The 15,988-nt window shown below is 41.1% G+C and carries 13 protein-coding genes; 7 read left to right on the forward strand and 6 right to left on the reverse strand.

Translation table 11 applies throughout. The features are described from left to right. Positions 1-3: 3 nt before the first annotated feature. Positions 4-1,431, reverse strand: coding sequence for an exodeoxyribonuclease I (sbcB, locus tag M1F14_RS12215; protein ID WP_181468568.1), 1,428 nt, complete (start codon positions 1,429-1,431; stop codon positions 4-6). Positions 1,432-1,764: 333 nt separating this feature from the next. On the opposite strand from sbcB, the gene M1F14_RS12220 reads away from it, so the two are divergent. Further along, on the forward strand, positions 1,765-3,048 hold the full coding sequence (locus M1F14_RS12220) for an MFS transporter (RefSeq protein WP_048607439.1): 1,284 nt from the start codon (positions 1,765-1,767) through the stop codon (positions 3,046-3,048). Positions 3,049-3,171: 123 nt separating this feature from the next. Further along, a complete protein-coding gene (tmaR, locus tag M1F14_RS12225) occupies positions 3,172-3,504 on the forward strand; it encodes a PTS system regulator TmaR (RefSeq protein WP_042843427.1) in 333 nt (110 codons plus the stop codon). A 138-nt stretch (positions 3,505-3,642) separates the two neighbouring features. On the opposite strand, the gene M1F14_RS12230 is transcribed toward tmaR, so the two are convergent. Continuing rightward, positions 3,643-4,335, reverse strand: coding sequence for a helix-turn-helix domain-containing protein (locus M1F14_RS12230; RefSeq protein ID WP_042843428.1), 693 nt, complete (start codon positions 4,333-4,335; stop codon positions 3,643-3,645). A 207-nt stretch (positions 4,336-4,542) separates the two neighbouring features. On the opposite strand from M1F14_RS12230, the gene M1F14_RS12235 reads away from it, so the two are divergent. Genes M1F14_RS12235 through M1F14_RS12245 form a run of 3 tightly spaced genes read left to right on the forward strand, consistent with a single transcriptional unit; the run spans position 4,543 to position 8,242 of the window. Further along, entirely contained in the window at positions 4,543-6,873 is a 2,331-nt protein-coding gene (locus tag M1F14_RS12235) for a molybdopterin-dependent oxidoreductase (protein ID WP_042843429.1), read from the forward strand. A gap of 2 nt (positions 6,874-6,875) precedes the next feature. Then, positions 6,876-7,424: a 4Fe-4S dicluster domain-containing protein gene (locus tag M1F14_RS12240; protein ID WP_173424793.1), complete on the forward strand. Its 549-nt coding sequence runs from the start codon at positions 6,876-6,878 to the stop codon at positions 7,422-7,424. A gap of 2 nt (positions 7,425-7,426) precedes the next feature. Then, positions 7,427-8,242 (forward strand): DmsC/YnfH family molybdoenzyme membrane anchor subunit, encoded by an 816-nt coding sequence (locus M1F14_RS12245; protein WP_071548167.1) that lies wholly within the window; start codon positions 7,427-7,429, stop codon positions 8,240-8,242. An 840-nt stretch (positions 8,243-9,082) separates the two neighbouring features. Here M1F14_RS12245 and M1F14_RS12250 read toward each other — a convergent pair. Beyond that, positions 9,083-9,373, reverse strand: a complete 291-nt coding sequence (locus M1F14_RS12250) for a putative quinol monooxygenase (protein ID WP_042843432.1) — start codon at positions 9,371-9,373, stop codon at positions 9,083-9,085. 224 nt (positions 9,374-9,597) lie between these two features. Here M1F14_RS12250 and M1F14_RS12255 point away from each other — a divergent pair, with 224 nt between their 5' ends. Continuing rightward, a complete protein-coding gene (locus M1F14_RS12255; RefSeq protein WP_232370487.1) occupies positions 9,598-9,888 on the forward strand; it encodes a colicin E1 immunity protein in 291 nt (96 codons plus the stop codon). Between the two features lie 18 nt (positions 9,889-9,906). Here the strand turns inward: M1F14_RS12255 and M1F14_RS12260 are convergent, their stop codons facing one another. Continuing rightward, positions 9,907-10,287 carry a colicin-like pore-forming protein gene (locus tag M1F14_RS12260; RefSeq protein ID WP_225833297.1) on the reverse strand — a complete coding sequence of 127 codons (381 nt, stop codon included), beginning with the start codon at positions 10,285-10,287 and terminating at the stop codon, positions 9,907-9,909. 193 nt (positions 10,288-10,480) lie between these two features. After that, a complete protein-coding gene (rne, locus tag M1F14_RS12265; protein WP_181468566.1) occupies positions 10,481-13,771 on the reverse strand; it encodes a ribonuclease E in 3,291 nt (1,096 codons plus the stop codon). A 540-nt stretch (positions 13,772-14,311) separates the two neighbouring features. On the opposite strand from rne, the gene rluC reads away from it, so the two are divergent. After that, on the forward strand, positions 14,312-15,271 hold the full coding sequence (gene rluC, locus M1F14_RS12270; protein WP_071548165.1) for a 23S rRNA pseudouridine(955/2504/2580) synthase RluC: 960 nt from the start codon (positions 14,312-14,314) through the stop codon (positions 15,269-15,271). A 55-nt stretch (positions 15,272-15,326) separates the two neighbouring features. Here rluC and M1F14_RS12275 read toward each other — a convergent pair whose 3' ends face one another. Then, the gene (locus tag M1F14_RS12275; RefSeq protein ID WP_181468565.1) at positions 15,327-15,911 is read right to left on the reverse strand and encodes a nucleoside triphosphate pyrophosphatase; all 585 of its coding nucleotides are present in this window, start codon (positions 15,909-15,911) and stop codon (positions 15,327-15,329) included. Positions 15,912-15,988: the final 77 nt, after the last annotated feature.

The raw sequence follows: 15,988 nt of genomic DNA on the forward strand, positions 1-15,988 counted from the left end.
AGTTTAGCTAGCCAACTCCATTGCATAATTCACCAGTGCTTTTAATTGCTGGCAACGCTTTTCATCGTGCTGATGTTCAGCAAGTAACATCTGTATTTGTTGCATATATTCTGTTAAGCGTGCTTCACTAAAGTAATCTCTGCGATGTTGTAACCAGCGTTGTTGCTCATCATAGGATAAGGTCGTTGGGAAATTACGTGCTTTATAACGAAAAAATAATTCCTTCATTCGCTTATCTTGAAAACTTAAATCTAAAGCAGGTAATTTTTGTGGAGGTGTTTCACGAATAATATCCATGGTTGACCTGTCCGACGGGCTAAAGAAACCATTATATATTTGTGCATCGACATCAGTGACTTCGTCATAGATTTGTGGCTCACTAAATAGCTCTATTAGTTTATTACGAATATCAGGGTTTTTACGCAGGGTTTCTAAATTACGCATGCAGAGGTCACGGTCTATCCCTGTGCGTAGTGCATCATTGGGTCGAAGCGTTTTTTCTGGTGCTAATATTGGGCACTTATTAATATGCACAAGTTTGACTGGGACAGGAGACGCTCCCGCAAGTTCGACCTTAGGCGTATACAGGCGGGTACGTAATTGCTGCACATCTAATTCGAGTAATGGGGAGATATCCGCAGATAAGTCACACATAATCACGGCATTGCGGTTGTCTGGGTGCCATGCGAGAGGAGCAACTAGGCTTATATAAGAGCGTAATGCACCGAACATTCCAGAAACATGAACAAGCGGGGCAATATCAACAATATCAATTAGTTGGCTTATTTTGTTTTTGTTTCTCATCTGATAAAAATAATCAAACATCCGAGGCTGAGCGGCTTTCAATAACTTGGCCATATTGATTGTAGCCAGTACATCAGACATCGCATCGTGAGCATTTTCATGGGCAACCCCATTGGCTTTGGTTAGGTGCTCCAAGCGCATGCTTGGTAGGCCATCTTCATTTTCTGGCCATTCAATTCCTTCAGGGCGAAGTGCAAAGCAAGCTCGCAAGGCATCAAGTAAGTCCCAGCGAGAGTTTCCTTGCTGCCAACTATAAGCGTATGGGTCATAAAAATTACGGTAGAAAATATTACGAGTCACTTCATCATCGAAACGAATATTGTTATAGCCCATAATACAGGTATTCGGCACACTGAAAGCATGGTGGATACGCTTAGCAAATTCAGCTTCATTAACTCCTTCGGATAATGCAAGTTGTGGCGTGATACCTGTGATCATGACGGCTTCTGGTTGTGGCAGATAGTCATCAGCAGGCGCACAATAGAAAACCTCAGGTTCTTCAATGATATTAAACTCTAAATCGGTACGAACACCCGCAAATTGGGCCGGCCTATCTAATGCAGGCCGTTTACCAAAGGTTTCATAGTCATGAATAAAAAAAGTGGGCTGTTTTTTATTATCTTGCAACGTTTTCACCGTTTTGATGGGTTATAAGTTGGTTCTGATAGTGATGATTTTGTTGGTATTCACTATGCTTTGTGAGTTAATGATACCTTATCTGCTGTGAAAGCTAAACTCAGACCGCCTGATTTAGTGTGGGACAATGAGGTCATGCCACAATGGGATAATGCTATTTAGTACTCGAACTTCATTCTATTTTTATTGTGAGTTTAGTCACGAATATTTATTGTTAACGTTAACAAAAGTGAGTAACATCACAAATGGCAAGGTTTTTTGTAGTTTCATGAAAATGTTAACCTTAACATTGCGGCAATAAAAATTATTGATAGGTGATTAGATATGAATAGTGGCTCAAAAAAGTATTATGCCTCTTTGAGTGCATTATTGTTTTTTTTCTTTTTTACATGGTCATCTACATTTTCGGTGGTTGCAATATGGCTACGTAAATATGTGGGCTTAGAGGGGTCAGATACGGGGTTTATTTTTTCTTGTATCTCGCTTGTCGCTCTCTGCGCTCAACCTTTATATGGTTTTATACAGGACAAACTAGGGCTACGGAAAAACCTACTATTATTTATTGCTATATTATTAATCGCTTCTGGGCCATTTTTTATGGTTTTTGGGTCGTTATTAAAATGGAACCTAGTGTTTGGTAGTATTCTTGGCGGGCTATTTATTGGGATGACATTCCATGCAGGGATCGGCGTTCTTGAGTCATACACTGAAAGAGTGGGGCGCTTACGAAATTTTGAATACGGTAAGGCAAGAATGTGGGGGTCTTTAGGGTGGGCTGCTGCGACCTTTTTTGCGGGGCGTAATATTAATATTGACCCTGACTATAATTTCATTATGGCGACCATTTCTGGGTTAATATTTTTAGCCATATTACTTAATTTAAAGACAGCTAATGCGGATGCATATAATAGCCTTGAACATGGGAAACCTTCAGCAATAACGGTAGGTGACGCATTGCAATTATTGGCTTTACCCCGTTTTTGGGCATTGATACTGTTTGTCTTGGGGACCTGTATTTATAGTGTTTATGACCAGCAATTTATGGTGTATTTTGCCCATCAATTTCCAGATGAGCAATTTGGCAATGAGATGTACGGTTATCTAAATTCGTTGCAAGTTTTCCTAGAGGCTGGGGGGATGTTTTTAGCGCCATTTATTGTTAACCGTATTGGTGCTAAAAATGGCTTGTTATTTGCGAGTTCAGTGATGGCTTTGCGGATCATAGGTTCTGGCTTAGTTGACGGACCAATCATGATATCAGCAATGAAGCTATTACATGCGGTTGAGCTTCCCATCTTGTTAATCGCTATTTTTAAATATAACAGCCGCCATTTTGATAAACGTTTATCATCAACATTGTATTTAGTTGGGTTCAGTTGTGTAACTTCGATTGTTGCAAGCATTTTATCGCCATTAGCAGGATGGGGCTATGACAAAATTGGCTTTGCGGATACTTATCTTGTGATGGGGGCTTTTGTGGTGGTGACAACGATATTGTCTGCTTTTTGTCTTAGAAGTGACGATATTGGCGATCAACCCATAGATAATGCGCAACAATTAAACGCCCAAGATAAAAGCGATGACGAAAATTTAGTGCTAAAAGTATAAATCAAGGTACTTTTCGAACGAATAATTAGATAAATATGCGAAACGTACTTGTAACGCGGTAGGATTAGAATGTATTGTGTTAATAGATAATAGGTTTTAAATATTGACTAGAGGGTTTTAAACATGGACAACGCTAGCAAGCCGTCTTTCCAAAATGTACTGGAATTTGTGCGTATGTTTCGTCGTAAAAACAAGATCCGTCGTGAAATTACTGACAATGAGAAAAAAATTCGTGATAACCAGAAACGAGTTTTGTTACTGGATAACTTAAGCGAATATATTAAGCCTGGGATGTCAATTGAAGAGATCCAAGCAATTATTGCAAATATGCGTAGCGACTATGATGACCGTGTTGATGATTATATCATCAAAAATGCAGAGCTCTCCAAAGAACGCCGTGAAATCTCTAAAAAGCTAAAAGAGATGGGGGAGTTACCGAGGATTGATGTTAAGTAAGTGATATTATAAGTGATAAGCCGAGGCAACCTCGGCTTATCAAAGTAACATATTGAATATAAATAATATGTTACAGTATGGTCACTTTAGCATGGGGGCGAGTCAAAAACTAAGTAGCTCCAAGTATTTATCGTTGAACTACTGTAAAATCAAAGTATTAACTTGTTTAATCAATTCTTGAGCTAATCGCTCCATTTCATTTTTATCGATAAAACCCATCGTTACCGCAGCTGCAATCAACTGACCTTCACTATTAAAGACAGGGCATGCGATTGATTGCGCCCCAGGGATCCCCTCTGTTGGTTGATAGCGCACGGCATAGCCTTGCTTGATGATTTTTTCCAACTCTTGCGGGGAGTAATAATTTGATTGAAATTGGTTATCGAACGCAGAGTAAATCAGCCCTGCCGCGCTTTTTTCTATCGGTAATGGGGTGTTGGGTAAAAAATCAATCTCAACATTTTTAAAGCTACGGTTGTACGTCACTAATGAGAGTGCTTTTCCTAAACGTGTGGCGACACCAGTCGAAACGTTTTGCTCATCACGAAATTGAATCAAGCTTTTATTGATGGTTTCTAGATAAGAACTCTCAGGTTTAACAAAATTAGCTAAAAAAGTTAAGTTACGCCCTAAGCCATACCGGCTTGTTTGTGTGTCTTGATATAACATTTGTGTGCGACACAATGAAACCAAGTATTTATGTAAACGGCTTTTCGATATGTCACAGCCTTTTGATATATCAGCTGCGCGCGCAATGCCCCCATTTTGAGCAATATAATTTAAAATGCTCACCGCTATATCAACAGAATTAACACCTTGCAGAGAATACATAGATAAACCTCAGTTTAACAAGTCCTCATATTTTACCATGAGTTGCCCTAAGCCGCTAACAACCATCACGCATAGAATACTAATACTAAAGAAGTAGTTAATTTTTACTCATAAATAATGAGTGTATTTGATATTACTCAAGTTCACCATTTGTGAATGAGGTATATATATAGTGAACTTTAAAAAGCAATGTCGAGGTTTACTATAATGAAAACAATAAATGAATTACGAATAAAACGCCGAACTCTATTAAAAGGGCTCGGCGTGGTTGGTTTAGCTACCATAGCTCCTTGTTCTTTCGCTGAGGCGAATAATAATCAACCTTTACCTAGGGTGAGATTAAAACTATCTGACTACAAAACCTTTCGATCAACTTGTGCTATGGAATGTTTGCACTGCAACCTTACAGCGTATACATACCAAGGTAAGTTGATGAAAATACAAGCAACTGAAGGGTTTAATGTTAAATGTTGTTTAAGAGGAATGAGCCGGACTAAATGGGTTTATCATGACCAACGCATAACAACACCACTATTAAGGGTCGGTGAAAAAGGGAAAGCTGAGTTCAAACCAATAAGTTGGGATGAAGCTCTCGACCTTATCGAAAAAAATATCAGAGAAACGATTACCAAATATGGAAATGAAGGGCTATTCATATCGACCCATGCCGGAAATATGGATTCTATTAAAAATGATATGGGTAAAGCGTTTTTTGATTATTTAGGTGGCTCAACAAAGCAAGCGGGCTCTTTATGTTGCTCGGCAGTCACTGCTGCGATGATACCGATGCTAGGGCTACGTTATGCCGATACGCGGGATACCATCGCGGATAGTCGTTATATTTTGTGTTGGGGGAATAACCCAGCAGTGACGATGCAAGCCTATTTTAAAAACTATAACCAAGCCCGAAAAAATGGAGCTCGGCTGGTGGTGATTGACCCTCGTTTTAATGAAACCGCAGCAAAAGCAGATGAGTGGATACCGATTATACCGGGTACTGACACCGCACTTGCTTTGGGAATGATCAAAATTATCATTGAAGAAAACCGTATCGATGAGGATTTTCTCAGGGCTCATACTGGAGCCGTGTACTTAGTTGATGATAAACAACAGCAAGTTAGGCAAGATAATAACGATAAAGACAGTTACTTAGTGTTTGACCTGTTAAGTGGGCAATTGGCTCGCCATGACACACCGAATATCAAACCCGCATTATTCCAAAATGAATTACCGGATAACCTGGGTTACACCACGGTCTTTGAGCAAATTTACCAGCAGGCAAAAGGTTGGGATGTCAAACGTGTTAGTGAAGAAACCGATGTTCCCGTTGAAACTATCGTACGCCTTGCTCGTGATTATTCATCGATTACACCTTCAATGATTGTACAAAATATGTCCGGTGCTCAGCGCACAGAACATGGGGCTTATGTGGCTGCTAGCCAGTTTTATCTTGCACTACTGACAGGGAATATAGGTAAGCGCGGGGCAGGTGTTTGTGATGCGGGTGGTGCTCGGCAAATGGCGAATTTTAGCCCGATAGTGCCACCTGCACCGAATGCCAAAAAAATTACCCCTATTCCTGTTGCTAAAGTCGGCGACTATATTGTGAATGATAAACCTCATCCGATTAATTTTTGGTGGATTATGACCATGGGGGTAATGACGCAATTACCTAACACGAATAAGGTTCGAGAAGCATTGAAAAAAGTCCCATTTGTTGTGGTAGCGGATAATCTAATGAGCTCCACGGCACTGTATGCAGACCTTGTATTACCCGTCACTACAATCTTCGAAGATACCAGCCTAATGGCCGGAGTTCGCAGCCAATATGTACAATTAATGGAAAAAGCCGTTGAACCAGCTGGGGAAGCAAAACCTGATTATTGGATTTTTGCCCGCTTAGCAGAACGATTTGGTTTTGGTGAGGTATTTAATCAACCGATTGAACATTATATCGATGCTTGTTTAGCTGGTTCTGGGATCACTCGTCAGATGCTGGAAAAAGGGCCTGTACGGCCTGTTGAAGGGGATTGGATACCGTTCAAAGATGGTGTTTTTAGAACATCAACCAAGAAAGCACATTTGTTTATTGAAGATTGGCAAAAGAAAAATTTCTCACCTGTCGTTGCTTACTACCAAGTGACTGAATCGGTGAAAGGTTCCCCTGAGTTAGCTAAAAAATATCCTTTAATGGCGGTGCAACGTAAGTTGGCGCGGAGTGTACACTCAAGCCATGGCATGAATGAATGGATACTTGAGGTTCAGCGCAATCAGCCTAATGTGTTAATCCACCCAGAAGATGCAAAACAACGAGGTATTAAGAATGGTGAATGGGCAATTACATTCAATGACCGAGGCGAGCATCGCGCTATCGCGGTAGTGACTACTCATATTAAAAAAGGGGTTATTTCTCTCGATAATGGCTGGTGGGAGCAGCAAGGGGGAAGTAGTAGTCATGTCACGAATGACCAAGTGGAACATTTAGGAACCGGGCATTGCTGCAATAGTACGTTGGTTGATGTGAGAAGGGAGGCTTAGTCATGGCTAAACAATATGGTTTTTTAATCAATACTAAAGATTGTTACGGTTGCCGTACTTGTTCAATGGCGTGTAAGTCGGAAAATGTGACACCACCAGGAGTACTTTGGCGCCGAGTTCGTGAGTTTAATAGTGATGCTCCAAATACCCAAGCATTTATTACGATGTCTTGTAATCACTGCGATGACCCTCAATGCTTAAAGGTTTGCCCTGCGGATACCTATACAAAACGAGCAGATGGCATAGTCGTCCAAGACCATGAAAAGTGCATAGGTTGCCAGATGTGTATTATGGCATGCCCATATCACGCGCCTGTATTTGACCCAGTAGAAGGTAAAACCAGCAAATGTAATATGTGTGCGGAACGGTTAGATGAAGGGTTATTACCAAGGTGTGTGGAATCTTGTCCAACAGGGGCTATCGAATTCGGTGAAATTACAGAACTACGTAAAAAACACACAACAAATTGGACGCTGTTAGAACAACGTTACAATATGCCAGACCACACTATCAGCAATCCAAATATTGTGATTATTGGTATGGAGGATTAATCATGGATATTAAATATATGGAACTTCCTCTGGTATTTTTTACGGTAATGAGCCAGTGGGGAATTGGCGCTATTCTTGCATTAACTATTTATCAAATGAATGCTAGCAAGGAAAATATTTTATCAGGCGGAGTGCTACGCAGAGCAGTATTAGCGATTTGGTTAATCGAGGTGATCGGCTCTTCTATGTCAATGGGGCATTTAGGAGTACCACTAGAAGCGTATCGCTCCATACTTGGGTTAAGCCATTCATGGTTGAGCCGTGAAGCGGTGACATTTATTTTATTAAATGGTCTTGTCACGTTATGGGCACTCTCGTGTTGGGTATCACCCCAAGTGAATGTGCGAAATCAGTTACTTGGCTGGTTAAGCGCTCTTGGTGGTATTGCGGCTATTTTTGTAACTGCACAAGTGTATTATCAAATGGTTGCGCATCCATTATGGCACACGCCAGCGACGCAAATCGCGTTCATTGGTAGTGCGATTGTCCTTGGTTTTAGTCTAGTTGCCTTATTCGTTATTGGACAAGGGAAACCATTACTATCCATTATCAAAGTAGGGGTGCTGATAGGTGTTATGTTGGTATTAGCTGCGCAAATCATTCGCTTGCAATTACCCGCTAGCCAAGGAGGAAGCTATTTACTGTGGTGGCAAGTTGTAATGAGTATGCTATTGCCATGTATTGTGGCAATGAAAGCATATAAGGAACGACCATCGGTTATGGTAATGGTTTTGGTGATGTTGGCGATTTTTAGCGGAGAATTGGCCGGCCGTGCGCTGTTCTATGGTTCGGTGATGATCCAAGCACCTTGGTTCTAAAAATCCTCGTCATATTTCACCTTGTAGCGTTGTTGGCTTCACACACTCGCCCTAGTCACATACTGATGTATGCTCCTAGGGCCTCGTTTAGTTTGCCGCCTAGCTACAAGTCGAACTATATAGAGGATTAATTTACTTGAAATTTATTTAGGTATTCTACTTGTACTTTATTTAGGGATGTAGCGTTGTTGGTTTCACACACTCGCCCTAGTCACATACTGATGTATGCTCTTAGGGCCTCGTTTAGTTTGCTGTCTAGGGACAAGTCGAACTATATAGAGGATTAATTTACTTGAAAATTTATTTAGGTATTCTACTTGTACTTTATTTAGGGATGTAGCGTTGTTGGTTTCACACACTCGCCCTAGTCACATACTGATGTATGCTCCTAGGGCCTCGTTTAGTTTGCCGCCTAGCTACAAGTCGAACTATATAGAGGATTAATTTACTTGAAATTTATTTAGGTATTCTACTTGTACTTTATTTAGGGATGTAGCGTTGTTGGTTTCACACACTCGCCCTAGTCACATACTGATGTATGCTCCTAGGGCCTCGTTTAGTTTGCTGTCTAGGGACAAGTCGAACTATATAGAGGATTAATTTACTTGAAATTTATTTAGGTATTCTACTTATACTTTATTTAGGGATGTAGCGTCGTTGGCTTCACACACTCGCCCTAGTCACATACTGATGTATGCTCCTAGGGCCTCGTTTAGTTTGCCGCCTAGCTACAAGTCGAACTATTTAGAGGATTATCTAGGTTTTGTCGATATTAGAATTCGGCCTGTAGTGTTGTGCATGGGTTCTCGCCATATGCTGGGGTATGTTTAGCTCATGCACTTATTCAAAGGCACCATTCATCAGTATGATAATAGGATCAGAACGTTTATAGCTGTTGATTAGGGGAACGAGACGTTTGAAATGTTCGCTGGCACAGTGAATATCTAGCGCTTCTTGGTTCGGCCACTCCTCGATAAAAATAAAGTGCCCAGGATCTTTTTGGTCAACATAAAGGTCATAGCTGATACACAATGGTTCTTGTTTGGTCGCAGCGACCAATTCACGGTATAGCGGCATAACAATCTCAATCGCTTCGTTTTGGATAAAATCTTCTGCAATGACTTTCAACATAATGCCATCCTTTGTAATGAATGATAGGTAATCACACATTAACACAAAGTAATTATTAAGTGCTGATGAATCAGTGACTTTAAGATATCAATATATACTAATAACTAGAGTTAATATGAGTTCTTATTCTCATATGGGATTTGCCATCATACTCCAAAGTAAAGTAAGGAAATGGTTAATGAATAAAAAAATATTATATTCAAAATATGTGTTGGGGCTGGTTTATGGGGGATTTGTTTTTATATTCTTATTTGGGTAGTGAACTCAAATATAAGTCACTGATGTTATTTATTAGTGTTGTTGGTATTACCATTTTCCTATTTGCAAAATGGGCAGTTGAAAGCTTCTTTCTAATGTTTACCACTAGAGAATTTTGGAATAGAGGCTTATTTATGGACACAGCGGGTAAGACTGGAGGATTAGCCATATATGGTGGTGTCGTATTTTTATTATCTATTCCAATTACGTTGGTTTTTATTATAACTCTATTTATAACAAGATTGTCAGCGAAGTAAATAGCATCTATTTTATGGCTAAATACCAATCAAATTATTTGCTTCTTCGACTAAACTATCATTAATTAATGCGCCTGTCCCTGCAATAATTAAGCCATATCCTAGTATACCAATAGGCCCGCCAAGCAATGCATTAAAAGCGAATCCAGCAAGAGCTGTAGCTGTCATTCCAGCCGCTATTGTTTCTGTTTTAACAAAAAAAGGTCTCCAATTATTAGTGTCGATTGCTTTTATTAATTCATTTGACCAATCAATAAAGTCAATTGCTCGGCTTGTGTATAACATACCCTTACTAGATTTCTTGAAATTTTTTGCAATATCTTCAGCTTTAACTGACTTTAATACTGCTGTAATGGCTTTGCGATCTTTTGCATCAATTTTCCTACTGATATTATTGATATACTTATTATAAGCTTTTAATGCATCCTCAACATCACGGTCTTTTTTCCTTTAGCTTGTCTTCCATAGCTTTAGCCAATTTCTCTGCATTTTCACCGTAAGTATTAAAAACTTCTTTATAAAAATCAGCTGTAAATAAGAAAAGCCTTGATAGTTTCCTATCAAGGCTTTTATGTTTACAGCTAGCTAGTTCTTAGAAATCAGCAGGTTTTGCCATTTCAGAGGTTGCGACGTTTGAAGCAACATGGCCACCTGCGCCACCTTTACCTTCAAAGGTTGAGGCATCGCGTAGGTATTCTTTAATTTCAAATGGCGCACCCGAAGTTTCAGGGGCAGGCGCTTTAGTCATTGGTGAATACGCATGGCGTTTATGTAAGCTTACAGCGACAACAGTTGATTCGGTGACCTTAACGGGTTCAACCTCTTTAACTATTACGGGCTCTTTTGCTGTCTCAACGATAACCTCAGACGTTGATGTTTCTTCAACGAATTGAGTCACAGTTTCATCAACAGCTTCAGTTTGAGCGGGAGCTTCTTCTACAACGAGCTCAGTTGTTTCTGACTTAACAACAGATTCAACAGGAGACTCAATCACTTGCTCTGTTGTTTCAGGCGCTTTCTCGACGATTGCTGTAGTTTCAGTTAGTGTGTTTTCAGATTGAGTCACTTCAACGGCCTCAATCTCAACAGGTACTGCTTCTACTGGTTGTTCATCGGCAGGGGCTTTAACTTCAGCTTCCACAACAGGGGATGCAACCGTTTCTGATACTTCTACCTGAGTAACCTCAACAGCGGTAGCCGTTACAGCAGGAACAATAACCTCTGGTTGTGACGCTGTCATTTTTGTTTTTTCAGCCGAAGAGGCTTCATCAACACTTTGTTGTTCCAGCATTTCTTCATTAGTAATGATCGCCATACCTTCTTGTTGTGGTTGGGCGATAGGATAATGAATAAATACTTTACCTGATGCTAGTTCAGGTGAGGCAACCGCAGCGATTAATGGCATTGGCGACTTATTCAAATGACGCTCATCACGGTAGCGACGACGACGTTGCCCACTTACGCGTAAGTGGCGTGGCGAACGACGTGAACGACGAGGAATGATGGTGTCTTGCTTTTCTTCGTCATCTGCATGAGTGTTTACGCCTTGCAGGTCTTCTGTTTTAACTTCACCTTCAGACTGATTGACAGGCGTTACAACGACAGGCAATGCGGCAAGAGGTTGCGTAGCCACCACTTCCTGTGATGTTTCAACCGAATCTACAACTTGGTCGTTATCGGTAACACGGATTTTCTGTGATAACTGGCGACGTTGGCGACGAGGTGTAACAGGGCGTTGTTGTTCCTCTTTCTCCGCAACATTTTCGACGTTATCTTGTTGAGCATCTTGTTGTGCTTTTGCAGCTTGCTGCTGACGTTTTTCGTCCTGACGGCGACGACGCTCTGCACGTTGCTCACGACGTTGTTGCTGATTATCGCGATTGTTGCTATCAGTTGTTTGCTCATCTTGTTGGCTCGTATTTTTATTATTACGGCCTTTATTACGATTGTTGGTTTCATCCGCAGTCGCATTACGATTATTGCGATTGTCGCGATTGTCACGAGTTTCGCGATTTTCATTATCATCGCGGTCACGACGGTTATTATTACGGCGATCATTGTTACGACGACGATCGTTATTACGGCGGCGGTCATTATTATTGCGAGGTTTCGGTGCTGGTTTCTCAACCACCTTTTCTTCTTCCTCACCAAATAGCTTCTTGAAGAAGGCCGCAATTTTACTGAATAAGCCTGGCGTTGCCTGCTCTGTTGTCACGGGTTTTGCTGGGGTTTTTGAAACGGTTTCTTTAGGTTTCACCGCAGGCATGTCGACAGGTTCTTGCAGGGCAAAAGCCGAAATCGCTGGTTGCTCAGGAAGTTTACGCTCTGCAGTCGTTTCATCAATTTGATTTAACGTTTCTGTCTCATGATATTGCGCTAAATTGTAGCTTAGAGTGTTAACTTCTTCGCCTTTACGAATACGGATCACATGGAAGTGAGGCGTTTGCATTTGGTCATTAGGGACAATCACCACACGCACATGGCTTTGGCGCTGTTCAATATCACTGACTGCTTTGCGTTTTTCGTTTAGTAGATAAGACGCGATTTGGACTGGCACAATCGCGTGTACTTCATGGGTATTCTCTTTTAAGGCTTCTTCTTCAATAAGACGAAGCACAGACAACGATAGTGACTCGTTATCACGAATTGTCCCTGTCCCCATGCAACGAGGGCAGACGTGATGGCTTGACTCACCAAGAGAAGGGCTCAAACGTTGACGTGACATCTCCAGTAAACCGAAACGAGAAATACGTGCAATTTGAATGCGCGCACGGTCTTGTCGCACGGCTTCACGTAGACGATTTTCAACTTCACGCTGATGGCGAACCGGTGTCATATCGATAAAGTCAATGACAATCAAACCGCCCAAGTCACGTAGACGTAGCTGGCGAGCAATCTCATCAGCCGCTTCTAAGTTGGTATTGAATGCAGTTTCTTCGATATCACCGCCACGGGTTGACCGTGAGGAGTTGATATCGATAGCGGTTAATGCTTCAGTCGTATCGATGACTAATGCGCCACCTGAAGGCAAACGAACTTCACGTTGGAATGCAGACTCAATTTGCGACTCGATTTGATAATGGCTAAATAAAGGAACATCACCACTATAGTGTTTAATTTTGCTGGCGAAATCACCGCGACCGATAGCTTCAATATGGTTACGAGCCATTTCGACCACTTTCGGGTTATCAATAAGAATTTCACCAATGTCAGGGCGTAGATAATCACGGAACGCACGAACAATAACGTTACTTTCTTGATGAATAAGGAACGGTGCAGGGCGGTTTTCAGCCGCTTTTTGGATAGCATCCCAATGGCGTAAGCGATAAAGTAAATCTTGTTGCAGTGATTCTGCTGATTTGCCTACACCTGCAGTACGGACAATTAACCCCATACCGTCTGGAATTTCTAAAGAAGATAAAGCTTCTTTAAGTTCTGTACGGTCTTCACCTTCAATACGACGGGAAATCCCCCCTGCGCGAGGGTTATTTGGCATTAAAACTAAATAGCTCCCAGCCAAACTAATAAAGGTCGTTAGTGCTGCACCTTTATTGCCTCGTTCTTCTTTATCAACTTGGACAATAACTTCTTGGCCTTCCTTTAACACATCTTTAATGTTAGGACGGCCCTGAGAGTGGTAGTTGCTTGGGAAGTATTCACGAGCGATTTCTTTGATAGGAAGGAAACCGTGCCTTTCAGCGCCGTAGTCAACAAATGCGGCTTCAAGACTGGGTTCAATGCGGGTGATTTTACCTTTGTAAATATTGGCCTTTTTTTGCTCATGACCTGGACTTTCGATATCCAGATCATAAAGACGTTGCCCGTCAACAAGGGCAACACGCAACTCTTCCTGTTGAGTTGCGTTTATTAGCATTCTTTTCATGTTATTACTTACTCAATTATTTTCTTTAAATAAAGAGCAGCGAAAGAATGAGCTACTGTAAACCGATGGCCTCGTGATTTTTACAAAACCGTCTGCCTCGCGGCAGTCGTTCGTATAGAGACGCGCAGTATTCGGTGAACCTGATTTTTAGATTAAAAATTCAGCGTTCTTAATCAGGATGCCGTATGTTATTGAAAACGGAAGTTCCTAACCCAATAAGCTAAAATTCGTTGCTCGCTAATTTATTTGATGTTGCTAAATGTCTTACGCCATTGCTGCATTGTTACGTCATCAAATAAGAAATCCTATATAACGCCAATTTTCGTTTTTTAAACATTTCGGCGACTTCGTATTATTCCATTGCCATAGACATTATAGCAAGTCGATACGGAAGTTATATGGAAATTTTATTTAGAAATAGGATAAATCAGCCAGAAAATAGACAAATTAAAAAAAAAGATAAAAAATTTTGTGGAGTCGGTATGATAGAGAGAGCGAATAAGAGCATATTTTAATCAATTAGAGTTAACGCATTCCCGAATGAATATACAAAACCAAGTTCAATTTATTGAGATCAGCGATGACGAAGCTGGGCAACGCATCGACAATTTTTTGCTCACCAAACTCAAAGGTGTGCCAAAAAGTATGATTTATCGCATTATCCGTAAAGGGGAAGTGCGTGTTAACAAAGGGCGGATAAAACCAGAATATAAATTGCTGGAAGGGGACCAAGTTCGCGTACCGCCAGTTAGGGTTGCTGAGCGTGAAACAGCGCCAGTATCAGCTAAATTAGGGAAAGTGGCAGCGCTTGCTGATTGTATTTTATTTGAAGATGATTATATCTTAGTGCTGAACAAACCTTCTGGAACGGCGGTACATGGCGGAAGTGGGCTCAGTTTTGGGGTGATTGAAGGGCTTAGAGCGCTACGCCCAGAAGCTCGTTTTCTTGAGTTAGTTCATCGCCTTGATAGGGATACATCAGGTATTCTATTGGTGGCCAAAAAACGCTCAGCCCTTAGGGCATTACACGAACAATTGCGCTTAAAGCAAATGCAAAAAGATTATTTAGCGCTAGTTCGAGGAAATTGGCAGTCGCATACTAAGGTCGTTCAAGCGCCGCTACTAAAAAATATCCTCCAAAGTGGTGAGCGAGTAGTAAAAGTTAACAGTGAAGGTAAGCCTTCAGAAACGCGTTTTAAAGTTGAAGAGCGCTTTGAAAATGCAACCTTAATTAAGGCTAGCCCAGTGACAGGGCGTACTCACCAAATCCGTGTACATACTTTATACGCGGGGCATCCCATTGCATTTGATGACCGCTATGGTGACAGGCAATTTGATAGCCAATTGGCGGATACAGGTTTAAACCGTTTATTTCTGCACGCCAGTGCGCTGAAATTCACACACCCAAATACAGGGGAAGAAATGCGCTTACAGGCACCTATGGATGCAGGGTTAACCCGTTGCTTAAAAGTGTTGCGTAACCGTAAAACAGCAATTTAATAGTTTTGGCAGTGACAGAGAGTGAACCCCTGTCACTGCGCCATGCTCTATTTAGTTAATCGCTTAGGGGGTTAACACCGCACTTTCTCAACATTTCTAATAACAATATGATAGGTAACCCGATTAATGTATTAGGGTCTCTTCCTTCGAGCCGTTCAAACAAAGCAATGCCCAATCCTTCAGATTTAAAACTACCAGCACACTGGAAAGGTTCTTCTTTATGCAAATAATGAGTGATTTCGTCATCCGTTAGTTGGCGAAAATAGACATCGAACAATTCACATTGCACATCAAACTTACCTATTTCAGTATCAAGTAAACATAAACCAGTATAAAAGGTAATTTTATTTCCTGATGCGGCTTGTAATTGTTTGAAGGCGTTATCAAAGCTATGAGGTTTGCCAACTATTTTTCCATCAATGACACAGGCTTGGTCGGAACCAATGATGAGGTGTTGTGGGTATTGGTTCGCTAAAGCGGCGGCTTTTGCATGGGCTAACCGCATGACCAGTTCTTGAGCCGACTCATGTAAAATAGGCGATTCATCAATGTTAGGTGGAACCGCTAAAAAAGGTAATCCTAATTTTTTTAGCAAGGTTTGTCGGAACTCTGAAGTTGACGCCAAAATAATCGATTTCATGATTTTTCTCGAAACTCGTAGCCAAAAGGGTTAACTCATTTTAAACTATAAAACGCAAAACCTGCGATTTTTTGGTG

This window comes from Providencia sp. PROV003 (assembly GCF_045040775.1).
GTDB lineage: Bacteria > Pseudomonadota > Gammaproteobacteria > Enterobacterales > Enterobacteriaceae > Providencia > Providencia huashanensis.